Below are 21,043 nucleotides of genomic sequence, written 5' to 3'. Positions count from 1 at the left end.
CTGTCCCAATCGACTATCTGGATGCGCAGGATTCCAGATTTCGCGGGCAGTCTGCCTGACGACGAAGGTCGAGCCATCCCAGGAGCACACGAATTTCTTGAAGGGGCATTTCCTTCTCCCATCACGGGACTACTACATTTTTACTACAGTGCGTGCCTTTGCCGGTTGGGCAAGGCCCGAAGGGAGAGCGGTTGTTCCTGCCTGGTTACTTCTAGCCGGTTGAGCCCACAAGAGTAAGGATGAACTGGCGGAGAGGGGGGGATTCGAACCCCCGATAGAGCTTTTGACCCTATAACGGTTTAGCAAACCGCCGCCTTCAGCCACTCGGCCACCTCTCCGGAGGAAAACGGGCGGGCGATGCGCCGAGGCAATTATAACGGATGGCAAGAATGGAGACCGCCGATCACGGCCGGGTGAGGACGGTCTGGTAGGGGTCGAGCAAGAGCTTGGTGGCGCCCGCTGGAGCGGGGAAGCTAAAGGAGGTTTCGGGTCCGTCGGCGAAGACCTGGCCCAGCAGCACCGGTCTTCCGCCGCCGCCGGTGGCGTAAACGGGCACCACGGTGACGAGCAAGTCCGGGGCTTCCTTTTGCAGAATGGTCCCGGTGACAACGTTTTTGCCGGTGCGGCGCGCAAAGCGGACGTCCTTCAGTTCCAGCCGCGGAAGCGCGGTACCCTCCACCCAGCCGGAGAAGAACCAGTCCAGCGAGGCGCGGCCTTCGAAGCGGAGCGCGGGAGGAAGGTCCTCTTCGAAGGCGTGCTGGACGTCGGCGGTAGAGAGTTCGCGGCCCCGGAAGCGCTGGTGCAGCGTGGCCAGCACCTGGAAGAAACGCTCGTCGCCCTCGGGGGGGCGGGCGCCGCGAGCGCGCCCCTGGAGGGCACCGGCGTCGCGCAGCATATGGCGCAGCATGTGGAAGAGCCAGGTGCCCCGGCCGTAGGCCACCACATCGTAGCCGTCGGGGAAGCGCGAGGACGCCAGCCGCACGCCGGCGGTGACCGGGCCGGCATCCTTCATCAGCAGATCGCCTTTGCTCTTGTGAAGCAGGTCCTGACGATATTGCTGCATCACGGTGCGAAAGTCCGCCGGACGTTCGGGTTCGATGGCCAGCAGCGCGCAGTAGTTGGCCAGTCCCTCCATCACCCACTGATCGCGGTAGGACTTCCACAGGACCGAGTCGCCCCACCACTGATGCGCGGTCTCGTGCGCCTGCATCAGTCGCTCGTAGAGGATGGCGTCAAAGCTGTCGCCGGGAGGGCGCGAGGGATCCGAGGCGGGCAGGAAGGCGTAGCTGGAGAGGAAGACCAGGCCCGGCCATCCCTGGCTGCGGCGACCGGGCATCTGGGAGATGCTCAGAGAACTGTAGGGGAAGGGCGCGATGCGTTTGGAGAGGAACTCGATGGTGCGGGCGGCGCGCTCGGCCACCAGGTGGGCACTGGCGGCGGGGTCGGGCGGCGGCAGAGTCACCTCCAGGGGTAGGGGGTCGCGGGCGCGCGGGTTCGGCTGCGGGATGATCACAGCCTTGCGCAGCGGGAACGCAGTCTCCATGGCGTGGGTGGCGTAGGTATCCACCTGGACGTCCCCGGCTTTGGCGGAGCTGGCCACGTACTGGCCCAGGTTGAAGCCGGCCAGCGGGATGGGCCGCTCGGAGATCCAGCGGGCCACCTGCTCTCCGGCCACGGTGTTCAGAGAGACGCGCTTGCCGGTGGCCAGCAGAGTCCACACGGAGGGGTAGCGAAACTCGAGGTCGAAATCGGCCATGGCCGGGCCGAAGTTGGGATACCAGGCGCCGCGCGCGCCCACGTACATCAGGCCTCCACCCGCCTCCGAGAGCACGGCGCCGGAGTAGACAAAGCGCAGAGTAAGGGTCTGGCCTGCCGCCGGCGGCCGAGAGAGGACGACCGCGACTACGTCGTTGCCGCGGCGGGCAAGCTCGCTGCCCTCCAGCGACTCATTCTGCAGGAACTCGACCGGCTGGCCGTCGGCGGTCACCGAGCTGACATGCAGGTAGCGGGAGAGTTCGAAGATCAGCACCCTGCGGCCGCTGGCCCCCGCCAAAGCCGTCAGCTCGGCCTCGGCCTCCAGCTCATGCGAGGCCAGGACGTGGGTGCGAATCTTGTAGGCAGCGATGCGAAGCGGTTCCGGCGCCGGGGGCGCGTCCTGAAGCGAGCGGCGGGAGCGCATGGGAAATGCCGTCCAGACGTCGTAGAAGCGCGCGCCTTCCTGGTAGCTCATCTGGCCGGCGGAGATTTGCTCGCTGAGGGCGGTGTCGAAAAAGACGTCGAAGGTTCCCAGGTGGTCGCCGCTGAGGCGGGCGTGCAGCATGCGGTTGGTGGGCGGGGAGGAGGTCAGAGTGACCAGCAACCGCAGGGCATCGGTAGCCGCCAGAGTGCGGGCTGCCGGATTCCAGCGCTCGACGAACTGCGCCGCGGTCTCGCTCTCGCTGGGCTCCGCGTCTTCTGCGACCACCGGGACCGCCGCCTTGGGGCGCAGGCTGGGCAGCAGCGTTTCGTAGGTATCGTCGTTGAAGCGGAAGTAGGCGGTGGAAAACTTCTCGTTGAGGATGGCGGCGCCGGTGAAGCGGGCGAGCGAAGCGCGCTCCACCTGGTTGGGAGGCGACAGCAAAATCTCGCCTTCGCCCTCGAAGAAGGCGCCGGTGATGCGGCCGTCCACGCTCTCGGTGAAGGCCAGTGTGCCGTCGTTGAGGGAGAGGTGGAGGTCCTCGCGGTTCAGGCTGGCATCGCGCACGGTATAGACGCGCTGGGGATCGAGGCGGACATTCCCCAACTGCCGGTAGAGCTGCGCGGCGGGGGAGGGCGCGGAAGCTACCTGGGCCGCGGAGGTGGCGGCCAAAAGAAGCAGCGCAGCCGAGCCCAGCGATACCCTGCGCCGGAAGGTCATTTCAGAAACCGCCGCCCCTCTTGTTAGAATGCGCCTCAGTGCGGGCTTCTGTCATCCTATTCATCACCCTGGCTTTGGCGGCGCAGGCGGAGACCATCCACCTGAAGAACGGCCGCACCATCCTGGCCAGCAACGTGCGCGAGAAGAACGGGCGGGTGGAGTGGGAGGTGGGCGACAACACCTATTCCATCGCCAAATCGCTGGTCGAACGTATAGACACCGGAGGCGCGCCGGTAGTCTCACGGGGCCCGGCGGCGCAGGAGCAGGAGATTGAAGTGGCGCCACCGACGGAGCGGGTGGCGCACGCCGAGGAGTTCTCCGGGCGGGTCGTGGTCGAGGGCCGGGTGGACGCGGTCGCCCTGGCGGCGGTGGAAAAGGAAGGCTTCCCGGAGAACTCGGCGGCGGCCTACTACGCCGCCGCGGAGTACGAGTACACGCACGGAAACCTGGAGCAGTCGCGCCTTTACCTGGAGCGCGCGCTGAGCTTCACTCCCGCCAACTCGATCATCCTGGACAACTACGCCTACGTGCTGCTGGTGCTGGGACGGACCGGCGAAGCGCTGAGCCAGGCGGAGCGCGCCACCCGGCTGGCGCCGAACTCCGCCGACGCCTTCAAGATCCTGGGCGTGGCGTATTACAAATCCGACAGGACGGAGGAGGCCATCCGCGCCTGGAAGCGGTCGCTGGAGTTGCGTCCCGACCCGGCGGTGCGCCAATCCCTGCGCAAGGCGGAGCGCGAGCAGACGGCGGAGAGCCGGTTCGGGCAGGAGGAAACCGGGCACTTCACGCTGCGCTTCGAGGGAGGCCAAAGCTCGGCGGCGCTGCGGCGGGAGATCCTGGCGACCCTGGAGTCCCACTACAGCACCCTCGCCGGCGAGCTGGGAGTCTCGCCGCGCGCCAGCATCCCGGTGATCCTCTACACCGAACAGGCCTTCTTTGACGTGACCCAGGCGCCGGGGTGGACTGGAGCGATCAACGATGGCAAGCTGCGCATCCCCATCGAAGGCGTGAGCAGCATGACCTCGGAGCTTTCCCGGGTGCTGAAGCACGAACTGGCGCACTCTTTCATCGCTCAAATCACCCACAACCGCTGCCCCACCTGGCTGAACGAGGGCGTGGCCCAGGCGATGGAACCCAAGAGCTCCGCCTCCCACGGGCGGGCGCTGGCGCGGTTGTTCACCTCCGGGTCGCAGATCCCCCTGAACGGGCTGGAGGCTTCCTTCAACAGCTTCTCCACCCAGCAGGCGGTGGTGGCCTACGCCGAGTCGCTGGCGGCGGTGGAGTACATCCGGGACACCTACGGGATGAGCGACCTGGTGCGCATCCTGGAGCGCATCGGGCAGGGAAGCTCGACCGAGGCTGCCATGCGCGCCACCATCCACTCGGGCTACGCTTCGCTGGAAGAAGAGATTGCGCAGTATCTGAAGAAGACCTACGGCACCTGAGCGCTGGCTACGGCTGCCGAGGTGTGGTATTTTCTGGGTCTCCCCCCATAGGGTTCCCGATGCGTTTACCGTTTCTTCAGGCGACTGTAGAGCGCCCGCTGGTGCTGCCCGCGCCCACGCTCGTGCCCACGCTGCCGGGCGCGGGCATCGCTGCGCGCTACTACGCAGCGCGCATGGGCGGGGACTTCTACGACTTCCTGCTCACCCCCAGCGGCCGCCTGGTCTTCCTGCTGCTGGACATCGCGGGCAAGCGACGTGAGGCGCTGGAGATCGCCACAGCGGTCCAGGAACTCTTTCGGAAGCAGGCACCGGAGCTGTTCCAGGGCGAAGATACCAACCAGTCTGACGCTCTGACCGACCTGGGCATCCTGATCAATCGCACCATCCTGAAGGCGGCGGAGGGTGTCTGCCATGCGCCTGCCTTCCTCGGCAGCTTCGACCCCAAGCTGGGCATGCTGAGCTACGTGAACGCCGGTCACATCCCCGCGCTGCTGAGGGACGCCGGAGGCCTCACCCTGCTCCAGGCCAGCGGCATTCCCCTGGGACTGTTTTCCCACGCCACCCACGATGCCGCAGTGGTCGTGGTGCAGCCGGGCGCGGCGGTGCTGCTGGTGTCGAAGGGACTGGTGGAGAGCCGGGAGGGCTCGGAGGAGTTCGGCCTGGAGCGGGTGATCGAGGCCTTCCAGGCGCGGGAGTTCCACGATGCCCGGGAAATCTGCGATTCGATCCTGAAGGCGGTGGAGGCCTTCATCCGGAACGCGGCGCCGGAGAACGACATCACCGCGCTGGCGCTGCTGCGAGCTCCGGGGCCGCAAGCCGTCGTGTTGCCCTGACCTTTGCCCGGTGCTAGCATTTCTGCCTCAGGCGAACACCCCTGGTTCGCGCGCCGAGGAGGTCCTGGATGAAGAAGAAGGCCCTGATCATCGCCGGCGCTGTAATCGCAGTGCTGATCCTGGCGGTCGTCGCCCTGCCGCTGTTCGTGGATGTCGATCGCTTCCGCCCTGTCATCCAAACCGAGATGAGCTCCGCGCTGGGGCGCGAGGTGCAGATCCGCAAGCTGGGATTCTCCCTGCTGGCCGGAGGCATCACGGCGGAAGACGTCTCTATCGCCGACGATCCGGGGTTCAGCCAGACACCCTTTGTGCGCGCGAAATCCCTGGCCATCGGGGTGGACGTGATGCCGCTCATCCTCTCCCACGCATTGCACGTTCGGACCTTCACCATCCAGCACGCAGAAGTCACGCTGCTGAAGAACCCGGCGGGCAAGTGGAATTTTTCCAGCTTGGGCAGCGCTGAGAAGTCGAAAGAGAAGCCATCCTCCTCGGCCGCGGACTTCTCCGTGGACGTGCTGAAGATCAAGGACAGCCGGCTCACCGTAGGACGCGCGGGCGCGCGCGGCAAGACCCACACCTATGAGGATGTGAACCTCACGGTCCATGATCTCTCCCTGACCTCGAGCATGCCCTTCAAGCTGGACGCCAGAACGCCGGGCGGCGGAACCATGAAGCTGGAAGGCAAGGCGGGACCGGTGGACCGCACCGACGCCGCCCGTACCCCGCTCAACGCCCAGATTGCCGTCGAGCACATGGACCTGGCCTCCACCGGCTTCCTGGACCCGGCCTCGGGAATCGCGGGGACCGTGGATTACACCGGGAAGATCACGTCGGACGGGACGACCGCAGAAGCGGAGGGCAAAGCCACGGCCAGCAAGCTGAAGCTGGTGCGCAGCGGCGGCCCGGCGCGCCAGCCGCTGACCTTCGACTACGCCGCCAGCCTGGACCTGGAGCGCCAGGCCGGCACGCTGACCCGCGGCGACATCCACGTGGGGAAGAGCCTGGCCAAGCTCACCGGCAACTTCGAGACCCGGGGCGAGTCCCCGGTCGTGCACATGAAGCTGCGAGCGTTGGGACTGCCGGTCAACGACGTGGAGAGCGCGCTCCCCGCCGTGGGGGTTTCGCTGCCCTCCGGTTCGTCCCTACAGGGGGGAACGGCTACTGCCAACCTCTCCATTGATGGTCCCATCGACCGCCTGGTGATCACCGGCCCGGTCCACGTGGCGAATTCCACGCTGAAAGGCTTCAACCTAGGGTCCAAGCTGGGCGGGCTGGGAGCGCTGGCGGGCGCGCGGAGCGGGGCGGACACCGCCATCCAGACCCTGGCCTCGTCGGTGCGCGTGGGACCGGAGGGCATCCGCGCCGACGGCCTGACCATTATTGTCCCCAGCATGGGAACGGTGACCGGGGCAGGAACCATCAGCCCCAGCAACGCGCTCAACTTCAAGATGAACGCCAAACTGACGAGCGGCGCCGGCAGCATGATGAGCGGCATGTCGCAGATCACCAGCCTGGGAAAGTCAAAGGGCAATGTCCCCTTCCTGATTCAGGGCACCACCTCCGCGCCCATCTTCCTGCCGGACGTCGCCGGCGCCGTGACCAACACGGTCGCCGCCCCCGTCCAGGGCGTGGGTAGCGTGCTGGGCGGGGTCTTCGGGAAAAAGAAGAAACCGTAGCCGCGCGAACCCCACCTGTTCGGGCTATCTCAGGGCGCGTTGCGCAGGTACTTGTCCAGGAAATCGGCGATGGCCGTGTATCCGCGGATGCGGTTGGCACGTTTGGCCATGCCGTGTCCCTCATCGGGGAAGGAGATGTATTCCACCGGGACGCCGCGGGCGCGCACCTGCTCCACCATCTGGTCGGCTTCGCCCTTGGGGACGCGGGGATCGTTGGCCCCGGCGATCACGAACAGCGGCGCGCGGATGTTCTTCACGAAGTTGATGGGCGAGATGGACTTCATGAACTCCGGGTCCTTCTCCGGGTCGCCGTACTCGTTGGCGCGATGCGAGCGCCGCCAGGCTCCGGTGTTCTTGAAGAAGGTGAACCAGTTGGAGATGCCCACGATGTCCACCGCTGCGGCCCAGCGGTCTGGGAACATGGTGGCCTGGGCCAGAGTCATGAATCCGCCATAGCTGCCGCCCATGACCGCGATCTTTTTGGCATCGATGTAGCCGGTGGATTTGAGATAGTCCGCGGCCCAGGCGGCGTCTTTGATGGCGTCGGGACGCTTGCGGTAGTCGTCCATGTGCATGTACTGCTTGCCAAAGCCCGAGCTGCCGCGGATGTTGGGCGCCAGCACCGCGTAGCCCCGGTTCAGGAAATACTGGTAGATGGCGTTGAAGCTGGCGCGCTCCTGCGACTCCGGCCCCCCGTGAATGCTCACGATCGCTGGCAGCTTGCTGTGCTTCTCCGCTCCCTTGGGCAGGTAGAGGAAGGCCGGAATCTGCGTGCCATCGAAGGAAGCATAAGCGACGGTCTCGGGAGCGACAAAGCTCGAGGAAGGGATGCCGGCGCGGGTGGAGTGCGTGACCTGCGAGGCGCGGTCCTGCTTCAGGTCCATCACCCAGACGTCGCCGTTGATGGTGGCGGAGGAGTAGGAGAAGGCCACCTTGGTTCCGTCCCCGTTGAACGACCCCTGGCCCACGACCCCGGACGGCAGTCCGCGGAAAATCTGCACTTGATTGGTCTTGAGGTTGCGAATGCGCACGGAGGAGGCGCCGGCCTGGTCCCAGGCGTAGAACAGGAAGTTGCCGCTGCGATCGATGGCGATGCCGGTGGCGTCGTCCAAGTCCTGGGGCGAGTCCTCGATGTAAGCCAGGCTCTTGCGGCGAAGGTCGAAGAAGGCGAGGTTGAACTTGTCGCGGTCCTGGTTGGAAGCCAGGTAGAAGCCGGAGCCGTCGGGCAGCCAGGCCACGTCGCGGTAGACGGCGTCGCCGGTGTGGGGCGTCAGGTGGACGATGCTATCGCTCTGCGTATCAATCAGGAACAGGTCGTTGTCGTAGCTCGAGCGCTCGCGCTCGGCCAGCACGTAGCGGCCGTCGGGGGAAAAAGAGCGGGCATAGAAATTCTCGTCGCCGGCATAGATGCGCCGCGCCTTGCGCGTGGCCAGCTCCATCACGTACACGTCGAACAGGCGCTCACTGCGTTCGTTCGAGGAGTAACAGATCCACGCGCCGTCGCGCGAGAATCCGCCGAACTGGTGAATCACCTTGGGATTGCTGGTGAGGGCCTCGATGGATTCGCCCTCGGGGTCCATCACGTAGAGCTGGCCGCGCTCGTCGCCGCCCTGGTCTTTCGTGAGCAGGATGAGGTCGCCGCGCGGAGACCATTCGACGTCCAGCACGCGGTCGTTGAAGAAGGTAAGCTGCTCGGGCCAGCCGCCCCGCGCCGGATGCTTCCATACCTGGTTCACCTCGGTGACGGCGGTGAGGTAGGCGATGTCGTCGGTGTTGGGCGCGTACGAAGGCCGGGAGGCGGAGCGGATGTTCAGATAACGCTCCATGCCGTAGCGGCCGGCGCTGCGCAGCACCGGAGCCGCCGGGGACGCCAGGGCCGCGCTCTGGGCCGCGGCCGGAACGGATAGGGTCAGCAGCAGGGCCAGGGAAAAGAGTCTCATCAGTTCCTCCAAGAAAAGCGGTCTCCAAGAAAAGCGGCCTGCAAAGAGCAGACATGATAGCAGTCGGGCGCTGGTGTTCGCCCCGCGGCGGAGTTAAACTATACGGGCCGAAGCTCCCAAGACCCTCGGACTTTCTTCGAACGGAACCCGAACCGCCTATGAAGATACGCACTTGGATGCCCCTGCTTGCCCTTTCCCTGCTCAGCCTTCCCCTGACCGCGGATACCGTGGTGGAAGAGATCGTGGCCCGGATCAACGGCGAGATCATCACCCGCTCCGAATTCCAGCAGAGCCGGGAAACCGTGCTCAATGAGCTCAAACAGAAGTACGGGGCCCAGGCGGAGCAGATGTTCGCCACCCAGGAAAAGGACGTGCTCCGCGACCTGATCGACCAGCGCCTGCTGGTGCAGCGCGGCAAGGACCTAGGCATCAACCCCGACACCGAGGTCATCAAGCGGCTGGACGAGATGCGCAAGCAGATGAACCTGGCCTCCCTCGAAGACCTGGAAAAGCAGGCCGGACAGCAGGGCGTCTCCTATGAAGAAGTAAAGGAGAACATCCGCAGCGGCCTCATCACCCAGAAGGTGATCGGCCAGGAAGTGGGATCAAAGATCCAGATCCCCCAGGAGGATGCGCGGCAGTACTACCAGGACCACCAGAAGGAGCTGGCGCGGCCGGAGCAGGTGCGGCTGAGTGAGATCCTGGTGTCCACGCAGAGCCCCCAGTCCCAAGGCGGCGCCCCGGAAGCAGCCGCGCTGGCCGCGGCGGAGCAGAAGGCCAACGACCTGCGGGAGCAGATCCGCAAGGGCGCCAGCTTCGAGGAGGTGGCCAAGAAGAACTCCAGCGGCGGCAGCGCCGAGCAGGGCGGAGACCTGGGCTACTTCGAGCGGGGAAAGCTGGCCAAGGAGCTCGAGGACAAAACCTTCAGCATGCAGGTCAACGAGGTTTCCGGCGTGATCCGTACCAAACAGGGCTTCGTCCTGCTCAAGGTGACCGAGCACCAGCTTGCCGGCGTGGCCACGTTCAAGGAGATCGAGCCCAAGATCCAGGAAGCCCTGTACTACCAGAAGCTGCAGCCGGCGATGCGCATCTACCTGACCAAGCTGCGGGAAGAGGCTTACATCGACATCAAGCAGGGATACGTGGATTCAGGCGCCAGCCCCAACCAGACCAAGCCCATCCTGACCGCCGCCCAGAGCGACGAGGAAAAGAAAAAGAAGAAAAAGAAGAAGCTGCTGGTCTTCTAGCCCGAAGGCGGCGCCACATGAAAGAGTTCTTCGTCGGGCAATCCGCGGAGCACGAGAACCAGGTCGTCACTTCGTCGTTCGTCGTCGCCTCCAAGCAGATCAAGAGCAAGAAAAACGGGGAGTCCTTCCTCTCGCTGACCCTGGCCGACCGCACCGGACAGATCGACGCCAAAATGTGGGACAACGTGGCCGAGGCGATGGACACGTTCGACCAGGACGATTTCCTCAAGGTCCGTGGCCTCATCAACCGCTACAACCGCCGCTTCCAGCTCACCATCCACAAGCTGCGCCGCATGGGGGAGTCGGAGGTGGACTACGCCGACTACCTGCCCAAGACCACCAAGAACATCGATGAGTTGTGGCGGGTGGTGGGCGAGTTCGTCACGGGTTTCGAGAACCCGCACCTGAAGGGGCTGCTTGAGGCCTTCATGGCGGACCCGGAGATCGCCGCCGCCTATCGCATGGCGCCCGCGGCCAAGACCCTGCACCATGCCTACATCGGCGGGCTGCTCGACCACGTGGTCTCGCTGATGAAGCTCTGCGACCTGGTGGCGCGCAACTATCCCGACATCGACCGCGACCTGCTGCTCGCGGGCGCCTTCCTGCACGATATCGGGAAGATCCACGAGCTCAGCTACGCCCGCTCCTTCGCTTACACCACCCGCGGCCAGCTGCTGGGCCACATGATCCTGGAGCTGGAGATGCTGCACTCGAAGATCGCGCAGGTGCCGGGCTTCCCGGCGGAGCTTAAGACGCTGATCGAGCACCTCATCATTAGCCATCACGGCAAGTACGAGTTCGGCTCGCCCAAGTTGCCCATGTTCCCCGAGGCGCTCATGCTGCACTACCTCGACGACCTCGACTCCAAGATGGAGAGCATGCGCGCCCACCTGGAGCGCGAGGGCGAGCTGGGCGGCGAATGGACCGGCTACAACCCTTCGCTGGCGCGACCCCTGCTGAACAAGAAGAAGTTCCTGGAAAAGAAGGCGGAAGAGGCCGCCGCTGAGCCCGCATCCGGCGGCAAAGAGCCGGGCGGCAAGTCCTCCCAGGGCTTCTAGAACCGCGGCGGTTCGAGGTACATGTCCTTCCGGGCGATTGCGGCCCGTGTCCGATTCTGATACAAGGGCATTCGAGAGATGCAGGAGGAGGTGGAGATGAGCAAACGCTTTGCCGCCCATTTGTTGATGTTGTTTGCGGCTCTGGCGCTGGTGGGCTGCGGAAGTAAGCCGACGGAGGAGCCATCCAGCGGAACGGGTCCCACCAAGACATCCGAATCTAAGCCTCCCGGCCTCATCGAGCGACTGACCGCCAAGCCGGTCACGGTGCCTGAAGGCACGATCCTGACCGTGCGGCTGAATCAGGCCGTGGGCTCGAAGATCAGCAACCCCGGCGACAGCTTTGAGGGCTCCCTGGCCGATCCGGTCTCGGTGGGTAAGAATGTTGTCCTCCCCGAGGGTTCGGACGTGACCGGCACCGTGGTGGATGCCAAGCCGCTCGGCCGCTTCAAGGGCGGCGCCCGGTTGCAGCTCACCCTGAACTCGGTCACGGTGAAGAGCGGCAAGTACGACATCGAGACCACGGCTCCCATGCGCGCCCAGAGGGGCAAGGGCAAGCGCACTGCCGTCATGGTAGGCGGCGGAGCGGGCCTGGGCGCGGTGATTGGCGCGCTGGCGGGCGGCGGCAAGGGAGCAGCCATCGGCGCGGGCGTGGGAGCCGGCGCCGGGACCGCGGGCTCGGCCTTCACCGGCAACAAGAACATCACGATTCCGTCGGAGACCTTGCTCGAGTTCAAGCTGACCAAGCCGGTCACGATCAAGATGTAGGGTTGGGACTTTCCCTCCCCCAGTGGAGGCTCCGCTCCCCGCACTTGCGGGAGCGGAGCTTCTTTTTTGCCGTGAACCAGGAGCACCATGCTGGACTTTCACCGCTTCCGCGTCCTGACCTTCGACTGCTATGGCACCCTCATTGACTGGGAGAGCGGGATCCTGGCGGCGCTGCGCCCGCTGATGGCGGCGCATGGGAAATCGCTGACAGACGAGAAGCTGCTCGAACTTTATGGAGAACTCGAGGCGGAGGCCGAGGCGGGTGAGTATCAGTCCTACCGAAAGATCCTCGAGGCCGTGGCGCGCGGATTCGGCAAGCGTCTGGGCTTCGAGGCCTCTGAGCAAGAAGCGCGCTCGCTGCCCGAGTCCCTCAAAAACTGGCAGCCCTTCCCGGATACGGTGGCGGCGCTCGGAAAACTCAAGAGCCGATTCAAGTTGGCCATCGTCTCGAACACCGACGACGACCTCTTCGCGGATACCGCGCGCCTGCTCCAAGTCCCCTTCGACTGGGTCATCACCGCGCAGCAGGCCGGAAGCTACAAACCCTCAGAGCGCAACTTCCGGCTGGCGCTCGAGCGCATCGCGCTGCCGCCGGACGCGGTGCTGCACTGTGCCCAAAGCATCTACCACGACATCGTTCCGGCGCGGGAGCTGGGATTGGCGACGGTGTGGGTGAACCGGCGCGCGGGGAGAACGGGCGAGGGCGCCACCAAGGCGGCGCAGGGGCAGCCGGACCTCGAAGTGCCCGATCTGAAGACGCTGGCGGAGATGGCAACGTAGCGCCGCCGGCGCTACTTGGCCACGCTCCCGGGGGCGCGAAATCCCAGGATGCCAACAAAGCACCCCGGTTGTTTGGGTTTATCCCTTAGAATCGCGAACGATGGGCAACGGCAAGGCCACTCCTCCCCCCGGGGACTTTCGCGAGCGTTTGCGGCGCACCACCGAGACATTGCGACCCTCGCATCAGCACAGCGCGCTTTCCGCCACGCTGCTGCTGACCTCGACCATCATGCTCTCGCGGGTGATCGGATACTTCCGCGAGGCCTACATCGCCTGGGCCTTCGGCGCCGGCACCCAGACGGACGCCTACGTCGCCGCCTTCACCCTGCCCGATTTTCTCAACTACCTGGTGGCGGGAGGCGCCGTCGCCATCACCTTCGTGTCGATCTTCACCCGCTACGAAGCCGAGGGTCGCGAAGAAGACGCGCACCGGGCCTTTTCCATCGTCATCACCGTGATGACCTCGGTGTTGATCGCCGGCGTCGCGCTGGCCATGGTGTTCACGCCGCAGCTTCTGCGGCTCATCTTCCGTGACTTCTCGCCGCAGCAACTCGACTTGTGCGTGTATCTGACGCGCATTCTCCTCCCCGCGCAGGTCTTCTTCTACGTGGGCGGCGTGGTTTCTGCGGTACTGCTCTCGCGGCGGCTCTTTTTGTTCCCCGCGCTGGGGCCGCTGATCTACAACCTGGGCATCATCCTTGGCGGAGTGCTGCTTTCCGGGCGGATGGGGATCGCGTCGCTGGCGGTGGGCGCGCTGGCCGGCGCCTTCGCCGGACCGTTCCTGATCAACGCCATCGGCGCGGCGCGCATCGGAATGAGCTACCGGCCGTCCTTCGACTTCAGTCATCCCGGTTTCCGCGAATGGGTGCGGCTCTCCATCCCGCTGATGCTGGGCGTGACGCTGGTGGCGGCGGACGAATGGATACTGCGCCTCTTCGCCCAGGGCGGCGCCGGCGATATCACGCGGCTGAACTACGCCAAGCGCCTCTTCGCCGTGCCGGTGGCGGTGCTGGCGCAGGCCACGGGACAGGCGTCGCTGCCGTTTTTCGCGCGACTGGTGGGCGAGAAGAAGATGGGGGAGTTCGCCTCGAGCGTCAGCGCCATGGTTTACCGGACAGCGGCAGTCTCCCTGCTGGTGGCGGCCTGGATGATGGCGTCGGCGCTGCCGCTGGTGGACCTGGTCTATCGCCGCGGCCGCTTCCAGTTCTTCGACTCGCAGGAGACCTCCATATTCTTCTTCTGGTTCGCGCTCTCGCTGCCCTTTTGGGCGGCGCAGGCGCTCTACGCCCGCGCCTTCTACGCCGCCGGCAATACCATGACGCCGATGGTCGCGGGGACCGTGGTGACGCTGGCTTCACTGCCCGTCTATTCCTGGATGTTCAACACCTTGGGTGTGGTGGGCCTCGCCATCGCCTCCGACATCGGCATTGTGGCCCACACACTGGTGCTGGGGGTGCTGCTCGACCGGCGGCGGCTGGTGCCGGCGCGCGCCATGCCGTGGCGGGAGATTTCGAAGGCGCTGGCCACGGCGCTGGTGGCGGGAGCGGCCGCCTACGGCGCTTCGCGCGTGATCGCGCTCGACGGCAGCCGCGCCGCTGACTTTGAGGTCCTGGGGGTGGTCTCCATCACCTGGGCGGGCGCGGTCGCGGCCGGACTGTGGCTCACCCGCTCCGAACTGCCGGGCTTGCTTCGCCAACCGGGCGCAGGCATCTCCCCAAGCGAATGAGCGCGAAGAACACAGTCAACGGACGCCTGAGCATGCACCGCGATGGCTACGGGTTCGTCATCCCGGAGAGCACGAAGCTGCGCTCGAAGCTCGACGGCGACATCTTCATCCCGCCGGGAGGCGTCGGACAGGCCATGCACGGCGATCGCGTGGTAGTGGAGCTGGGCGGCATCCGCCCAGGCGGGCGCGCCGAGGGCCGCATCCTCCGCGTCGCCGGACGCGCCCACTCGACCGTGGTCGGGACCTTCCACTACGGGCATCGCTTCAATACCGTCACGCCCATCGACGAGAAGATCCACCAGGACATCGAGATCCCGCGCGGGATGGAGCGGCCGCAAGATCGAACCGCAGAGGACGCAGAGACCCCACACGAGAAGCGCGGAGAAAAGTCGAAAGCCAGCCCGCATCGCGTCCTGGGCGAGGAGGCGAAGCGGCGCCCTGATGTCCGCGACCTGGAGGGCGTGGTGGTGGACGTGGAAATTACCGACTGGCCCACGCCCACGCAGAGTCCGCGCGGCCGGGTGATCGAGATCCTGGGCTCGGAAGACGACTTTGGCGTGGACGTGGAGATCATCATCCGCAAGTACCACCTGCCGCACCGCTTCCCGGCGGAGACGCTGGAGGAGGCGCAGGCATTTTCGGACATCATCCCGGCGGCTGAGCTGGAGCGCCGCCGCGACTACCGCGCGGTCGCCATCGTGACCATCGACGGCGAGACGGCGCGTGACTTCGACGACGCGATTGCCGTACAGCGCCTCCCGAACGGCAACTACGAATTGCAGGTGCACATCGCCGACGTCGCCCACTACGTCCGGCCAAGTTCGGCGCTGGACGCCGAGGCGCGCCTGCGCGGCACCTCCGTCTATTTCCCCGACCGCGCCGTGCCCATGCTGCCGGTGGAGCTCTCAACCGATCTGTGCAGCTTGCGCCCGCACGCCGAGCGCCTGGTGATGTCCTGCGTCATGGAGCTCGACCACAGCGGCGACGTGGTCGGCTACGAACTGCACGAAGGCGTCATCCGCTCCGCCGAGCGCATGACCTACACCGACGTGAACCTCATCCTCGAAGGCGACGCTGGGCTGCGGAAGCGCTACGCGCCGCTGGTGGAGAGCTTCGAGCTGATGAAGGAACTGGCGCTGGTGCTCAACCGCAAGCGCGTGCGGCGCGGCTCCATCGACTTCGACCTGCCCGAGCCGCTCATCGAGTTCGACGAGTTGGGAATGATGCAGGGAGTGACGCGCTCGGAGCGCAACATCGCCAACCGGCTGATCGAAGAATTCATGCTGTCGGCCAACGAATGCGTGGCCGCGTTCCTGGAGAAGAAGGCGATCCCGTCGCTTTACCGCATCCACGAGAAGCCGGACGCGAAGAAAGTCTATGAGTTTGAGACCGTGGCCGCGGCCTTCGGGTACTCGCTGGGCGTGGGCGCGCTGCCCATCCAGCGGATGCAGTTCCGCGGCGAGCGCCGCGACCGGGACGGCAGCGGGCGCCGGCCGCGCGAGCTCGAGATTCCGCGGGAAGTCCACGTCACGTCGCACATGTACCAGAAGCTGACACAGAAGATTGCCGGCAAGCCGGAAGAGCGCATCCTCTCCTACCTTATGCTGCGCTCGCTCAAGCAAGCGCGCTACTCGGAGGAAAACGTCGGGCACTTCGCGCTGGCCTCGCCGACCTACACGCATTTCACCTCGCCCATCCGGCGCTATCCCGACCTGATCGTGCACCGCATTCTGAAGAGAGTGTTCCCTGAAGCGCACCATGACGCGCACCAGGACGCGCCCCTCACCCTGGAGTCGTTGCACGACATCGCGGACGCATCGAGCCAGTCGGAGCGCCGCTCCGCCGACGCCGAGCGCGAGCTGATCGAGTGGAAGAAGATCAAGTTCATGCAGGAGCGCATCGGCGAGGAGTTCGAGGGGCTGATCATCAGCGTCACCAAGTACGGCTTCTTCGTCGAGCTGCTGGAGCTGTTCATCGAGGGCCTGGTGCCCCTCGGTACCCTCACCGGCGACCGCTACACGTATCGGGAGAACACCAAGCAGATTGTGGGCGAGCGTACGAAGAAGAAATACTCGCTCGGCGACCGCGTACAGGTGCTGGTGGACCGCATCGACCGCTTCCAGCGCAAGATCCAGTTCGCGGTGGTGGCGGAAGCGCCGCCCGCGCACCGCCGGCGATGAGCGGGCAAACTCCTCAAGGGTCGGGTAGAATCTAGGGATATGCCGACACGCGACGAGGTCATGGAGAAGCTCCGGTTCTGCTACGACCCGGAGATCCCGCTGAACATCGTGGACCTGGGCCTGATCTACAACATTGAGGTCGAGGAGGGCGACGTGCGCGTGGAGATGACGCTCACCGCGCAGGGCTGCCCCTCGCACACCGAGATCTCCCGCGACGTAAAGATGGCCGTGCTGGGCATCCCCGGCGTGAATACCGCCGACGTGCGCGTGGTGTGGGACCCGCCCTGGACTCCGCACCGCATCAGCCCCGAAGGCCGCCAGAAGCTGGGCATCGAGGACGACCAGATCGAGGCCATGAGATCCCCCGGCGGCAGCTAGGCCGGAAGAACACAACGCTCGTGTAAAATGAATTCACCCTGTTCACCGCTGCTCAGCGGTGATTTTCCCGTCGGGACGTGGCGCAGCCTGGTAGCGCACTCGCTTGGGGTGCGAGGGGTCGGCAGTTCAAATCTGCCCGTCCCGACCATCAAAATCAACTGAGCGTTTTCAGCGACTTACTCGCGGACCCATCCAGCACTTTTGAACTGTTTCTTTGTTTACTGGGTGGCCAGAGCTGTTTTCAACACTCGCCCCGCTGGAGCATAATGTCGGCCCGAATTACGGCAACAGCAAACTTCGAAGGATTCCAAAATGACGATATCCGTATTTGTCGGTACCAGCCTCGACGGCTTCCTGGCGCGACCCAATGGCGATTTCGACTTTCTGCCGCCCGGCGGCGGCGAACCTCATGGCTACGACGAGTTCATCGCCAGCGTCGACGTGATTGTGATAGGCCGCAACACCTTCGAGAAGGTCTTGACCCTCGGCGGCTGGCCTTATGGCAAGAAGCGCGTGGTAGTTCTGAGTAGCCGCCCCATCGACTTGTCCGCGGCCGTCGGAGGCGTGGTTGAACAAATGGCTGGGGCTCCGGGCGAGATCGTTTCTCGGCTCGCGGCGAGCGGCGCCCGCCACCTCTACGTTGACGGTGGGATCACCATTCAAAGATTCCTCTCCGCGGGGCTCGTTCAGCGCTTCATTATCACTCGCGTGCCGGTGCTCGTTGGAGAAGGCATCCCTCTGTTCGGAACCGTGCCGCATGACATTCAGCTCCGGCACGTAACCACTCGGCATTATCCCAGCGGCCTCGTCCAGAGCGAGTACTGCGTTGTCGCATAGACATGATCCTGTTCGGACCTTCGGTCGTTATCCGTAACTATCGCTAAATTCCCTTATCACCAGTTACCCAGCGATTCCGACCATCCCATTCCGACGTCCGGCACGAGCAAAGTTCTAAAATCGTCTGCTAGGGCCGACCAACTTGTTTGGGCCTTTTCGATCAGAGACTTCCAAGCAAACCCGTAATGGCGTCATCGCTAGCAATGCTGATGAACGCAGATACCCCGCGGGATTCCAATCAGTTCCTGGTGGAGACTATTTCTTTGCCGGCGCGGTGAGTGCTTCATACTCAACGTGACCCTTATGGGCGCAGGTCCTGAGTTCGTCGGTGGTGATCGGTGGCGCAGGCTGCCCGGCCCGCACTGACGAACATCGCATGTTCTCTTCGAAGCCCGGCGCGGAGAAGATGAAGACTAGGCTGATGCTGTCCTTGCCGATGTTTTTGAGGCTCACCCACGTCTGAGCGGGGAAGAAGACCATGCTCCCGGCATGCACATCGTATTCCTTGTCGTTCAAAGTGACGTGCGCGGTGCCCGTCTGGATCAGCAGGATCTCATCTTGCTCGAGATGTTTATGCCGGGGAATCACGCCTCCGGGAGGAATGTTTTCGGTGCCAAGCACAAGGTGTTTCGAGCCGCTGTTCTGCGGAGTGACTTTGAGAATGAACTCACTTGTCGGAATGGGTAGCGATCCACGTGGACGCCGCACCCGCTTTTCTCCATCGTTCTTTTCAAGCACAATGGACTTCGCGCCTGGGGATTGTGCGGCGCAAATTGACGCGCAGAGGGCAACAATGATGAGCAGGGTCGTCTGTTTCATGCCAGGCAGCATAGACTCCTTGAATGGCAACTTCAATTCAGGTTGTGCAGCCGGACGGATAGCTCCAGCGTGAAGGGATATGTGGCCTTCCTGGACGGTCGGTTGGGATTCTGAGAATCCCAGAGATTCACAAAACCAGAGTTCTAAAATCGTCTGCTAGGGCCGACCATTCTTTCCTTAATCATAGAAGCCGGGGTAAGCAGAGGGTTGGATCGACGGTAAAACAGGGATGCCTTATAACACTGAAGACCTGCGCATTCGATGGACCAAAGTTCTTCTCCCGCCCGTATTTCTGGAGGAAGAGTTCCCCATCACCGACAAGGCGGCCCAGACTGTATATCAGGCGCGCAGCCAGGTTCTCGACATTCTGAATGGCCAGGATCATCGCCTGATTGTTGTTGTTGGGCCGTGCTCGATTCACGACACGAAAGCCGCCCGAGAATATGCGGGATTGCTCAAGCACACCAGGAAGGAACTGTCCAAAGAGTTGCACATTCTGATGCGGGTTTACTTCGAGAAGCCCCGAACCACCATCGGCTGGAAGGGGCTGATCAATGATCCCCACCTGGATGAATCATTCAAGATCAATGACGGCCTGCGGATGGCTCGACACCTCCTCCTTGACCTGGCAGAAATGGGCGTGCCGTCCGGAACCGAGTTCTTAGACATGATCACCCCCCAGTACTTGGCCGGTCTTGTGAGCTGGGGCGCCATTGGGGCCCGTACCACCGAGAGCCAACTGCACCGGCAGTTGGCTTCTGGCCTTTCCTGTCCTGTCGGGTTCAAGAACGGAACCTCGGGAGACGTCGCCGTCGCTATCGAGGCAATTCAGTCTGCCGCCCGTCCGCACTGCTTCCTCGGACACACGAAGCACGGGCAATCGGCCATCTTCGTCACGACCGGAAACCCTGACTGCCATGTCATCCTACGAGGTGGAGGAAAGGCTGCAAACTACACGGCCGATTCTATTGACCGAGTTTGCGCGCAACTCGGGGAGGCGAACCTGGCGCCGCGGGTCATGGTCGATTGCAGCCATGCCAACAGCAACAAGGATTACACAAAGCAACCGTCCGTTTGTCGTGATGTGATCATGCAGATTGCCGGCGGCGACCGGCGCATCATCGGAGTGATGATCGAAAGCAACTTGGTCGGAGGTGCCCAAAAACTAGTCGTCGGACGACCCTTGACCTACGGCCAGAGCATCACCGACGGCTGCATAGCGTGGGAGGAAACTCTCGAATTGCTTAAAGAACTTGCTGAAAGTGTTCGATCAGCTTGTTGTTGATCTGTCTATGATTTTCTGGCAGGTTGGTAACCGGCCCCGTGCGCATTGCTATCGCATGAACATCCATGGAGCAAACATCAGCAGTGTTTGGTACAGAGACAGCTCCTGCGACGGTACGGGGGAGAGCCTCTCACTTGGACGCATTACGGGCATATCGGAAAGTGACCAAGGCTGTGCGAAAACCATGTGGTTTCGGCCCTGTCGCCGCGGATACGCGAGGGGTCTGAGTTTTCAAGGACTTCACCGAGCACAAGCGGTGGGTTTTCCGGCACACCAGGGCACACAGCTAGCCTGGATTTCCACGGTGAGGAATCGTCCTAACAGAGATACGGTCGAGCACCTCGCTGCGCTCGGCCGGGACCACGCGCTCACATCATCAGACGCAGAGCGAGTAGGGCCCGGTCAACTCATTTTCGCGGCGAGACGAGGCCGTAGCGGAACATGTTGCGCAGCGCGCGCAACATGGCGGGGCGCAACGTTCGCTTGGCCGCCTGCGTCGCCTGGCCGCGCAGGCACGCCAGCACCTCGTCGGCGCCGGCGCGATGTCGTACGTCCTCGACGGAGGAGAGGCGCACGCGCCGCTCGCCGTCGAGCACGAACGTGGCGGGCACGGCGATGCCGCCCTTCTCGCCCGGGTTGAACAAATCCCAGCCGCGCACCACCTGCCGCTCGACGTCGCACAAAATTGGGAAGGACAAGCTCAACGTCCGCCGCAGATGCTCCGTGCGCTGCGGCTCGTCCACCGACAAGGCGACGACGCGATATCCCGCCTGCAAAAAGTCGCCCGTACGCTTGCCGTAGTCCGCCAACTGGCGGATGCAGAAGGGTCACCAGTGGCCGCGGTAGAAAATCAGAACGCACGGAGTTAGGGACGACAAACTGCGCTTCTCGCCTGTCGAATCGGAGAGCACGATCTCGGGCGCTACATCACCAACGCGCGGTGCGCTCATGGTCACACTATAAAGCAAGCCGCGCGGGTGCGATCGCTGGAAGCGTCGTTGTCTCTGCACTGACGCGGCCGCACGTTATCCAATGGGTGCGCCTACCCTACGCCTGAGACAGGCGTGGCAAAGAACCCGCTTCCCAGACTGTGCGGAAAATCCTCTCGACTAGACGCCTCTAAGCTGCTGGAATTGCAAGATCAAATGGCCTGGGTTACTAGCGAGCCGAAACCACAT

General features: G+C 64.1%; 16 protein-coding genes and 2 tRNA genes. 13 read left to right on the top strand and 5 right to left on the bottom strand.

The annotated features are described in order from the left end of the window. Positions 1-245 precede the first annotated feature (245 nt). A tRNA-Ser gene (locus tag VGQ94_09725) sits at positions 246-338 on the bottom strand. Between the two features lie 65 nt (positions 339-403). After that, positions 404-2,896 carry a M1 family aminopeptidase gene (locus VGQ94_09720; GenBank protein HEV2022793.1) on the bottom strand — a complete coding sequence of 831 codons (2,493 nt, stop codon included), beginning with the start codon at positions 2,894-2,896 and terminating at the stop codon, positions 404-406. Positions 2,897-2,934: 38 nt separating this feature from the next. Between VGQ94_09720 and VGQ94_09715 the strand changes: the two genes are divergently transcribed. The 3 genes from VGQ94_09715 to VGQ94_09705 all read left to right on the top strand — a co-directional run bounded on the left by VGQ94_09715 (position 2,935) and on the right by VGQ94_09705 (position 6,850). Next, entirely contained in the window at positions 2,935-4,341 is a 1,407-nt protein-coding gene (locus tag VGQ94_09715; GenBank protein HEV2022792.1) for a tetratricopeptide repeat protein, read from the top strand. Positions 4,342-4,400: 59 nt separating this feature from the next. Then, positions 4,401-5,174, top strand: coding sequence for a SpoIIE family protein phosphatase (locus tag VGQ94_09710; protein ID HEV2022791.1), 774 nt, complete (start codon positions 4,401-4,403; stop codon positions 5,172-5,174). Between the two features lie 68 nt (positions 5,175-5,242). Further along, complete coding sequence (locus VGQ94_09705; GenBank protein HEV2022790.1) at positions 5,243-6,850, top strand: AsmA family protein; 1,608 nt, start codon at positions 5,243-5,245, stop codon at positions 6,848-6,850. A 29-nt stretch (positions 6,851-6,879) separates the two neighbouring features. Here VGQ94_09705 and VGQ94_09700 read toward each other — a convergent pair whose 3' ends face one another. Beyond that, on the bottom strand, positions 6,880-8,790 hold the full coding sequence (locus VGQ94_09700) for a S9 family peptidase (GenBank protein HEV2022789.1): 1,911 nt from the start codon (positions 8,788-8,790) through the stop codon (positions 6,880-6,882). 158 nt (positions 8,791-8,948) lie between these two features. On the opposite strand from VGQ94_09700, the gene VGQ94_09695 reads away from it, so the two are divergent. From VGQ94_09695 to VGQ94_09655, 9 genes are all read left to right on the top strand, one after another. Then, the gene (locus VGQ94_09695) at positions 8,949-10,037 is read left to right on the top strand and encodes a peptidylprolyl isomerase (protein HEV2022788.1); all 1,089 of its coding nucleotides are present in this window, start codon (positions 8,949-8,951) and stop codon (positions 10,035-10,037) included. A 17-nt stretch (positions 10,038-10,054) separates the two neighbouring features. Beyond that, positions 10,055-11,095, top strand: coding sequence for an OB-fold nucleic acid binding domain-containing protein (locus VGQ94_09690; GenBank protein ID HEV2022787.1), 1,041 nt, complete (start codon positions 10,055-10,057; stop codon positions 11,093-11,095). 96 nt (positions 11,096-11,191) lie between these two features. After that, complete coding sequence (locus VGQ94_09685) at positions 11,192-11,860, top strand: hypothetical protein (protein ID HEV2022786.1); 669 nt, start codon at positions 11,192-11,194, stop codon at positions 11,858-11,860. Between the two features lie 87 nt (positions 11,861-11,947). After that, complete coding sequence (locus VGQ94_09680; GenBank protein ID HEV2022785.1) at positions 11,948-12,640, top strand: haloacid dehalogenase type II; 693 nt, start codon at positions 11,948-11,950, stop codon at positions 12,638-12,640. A 100-nt stretch (positions 12,641-12,740) separates the two neighbouring features. After that, complete coding sequence (murJ, locus tag VGQ94_09675; GenBank protein ID HEV2022784.1) at positions 12,741-14,366, top strand: murein biosynthesis integral membrane protein MurJ; 1,626 nt, start codon at positions 12,741-12,743, stop codon at positions 14,364-14,366. Next, positions 14,363-16,546 carry an RNB domain-containing ribonuclease gene (locus tag VGQ94_09670; GenBank protein HEV2022783.1) on the top strand — a complete coding sequence of 728 codons (2,184 nt, stop codon included), beginning with the start codon at positions 14,363-14,365 and terminating at the stop codon, positions 16,544-16,546. Before murJ ends, VGQ94_09670 begins: the two co-directional genes overlap by 4 nt. A gap of 39 nt (positions 16,547-16,585) precedes the next feature. After that, positions 16,586-16,924 (top strand): metal-sulfur cluster assembly factor, encoded by a 339-nt coding sequence (locus VGQ94_09665; GenBank protein HEV2022782.1) that lies wholly within the window; start codon positions 16,586-16,588, stop codon positions 16,922-16,924. 71 nt (positions 16,925-16,995) lie between these two features. After that, positions 16,996-17,072 (top strand) — tRNA-Pro (locus VGQ94_09660). 164 nt (positions 17,073-17,236) lie between these two features. Beyond that, on the top strand, positions 17,237-17,761 hold the full coding sequence (locus VGQ94_09655; GenBank protein ID HEV2022781.1) for a dihydrofolate reductase family protein: 525 nt from the start codon (positions 17,237-17,239) through the stop codon (positions 17,759-17,761). Between the two features lie 255 nt (positions 17,762-18,016). Here VGQ94_09655 and VGQ94_09650 read toward each other — a convergent pair whose 3' ends face one another. After that, positions 18,017-18,580 carry a cupin domain-containing protein gene (locus VGQ94_09650; GenBank protein HEV2022780.1) on the bottom strand — a complete coding sequence of 188 codons (564 nt, stop codon included), beginning with the start codon at positions 18,578-18,580 and terminating at the stop codon, positions 18,017-18,019. Between the two features lie 229 nt (positions 18,581-18,809). Here VGQ94_09650 and VGQ94_09645 point away from each other — a divergent pair, with 229 nt between their 5' ends. Further along, entirely contained in the window at positions 18,810-19,865 is a 1,056-nt protein-coding gene (locus VGQ94_09645; GenBank protein ID HEV2022779.1) for a 3-deoxy-7-phosphoheptulonate synthase, read from the top strand. Positions 19,866-20,272: 407 nt separating this feature from the next. Here the strand turns inward: VGQ94_09645 and VGQ94_09640 are convergent, their stop codons facing one another. After that, positions 20,273-20,683 (bottom strand): redoxin domain-containing protein, encoded by a 411-nt coding sequence (locus VGQ94_09640; GenBank protein HEV2022778.1) that lies wholly within the window; start codon positions 20,681-20,683, stop codon positions 20,273-20,275. Between the last annotated feature and the right edge of the window lie 360 nt (positions 20,684-21,043).

Source organism: Terriglobales bacterium, from assembly GCA_035937135.1.
GTDB lineage: Bacteria > Acidobacteriota > Terriglobia > Terriglobales > Acidobacteriaceae > DASYVL01.
Note: the sequence above shows the minus strand (reverse complement) of the source record. Positions and strands in the feature narration are given on the sequence as shown.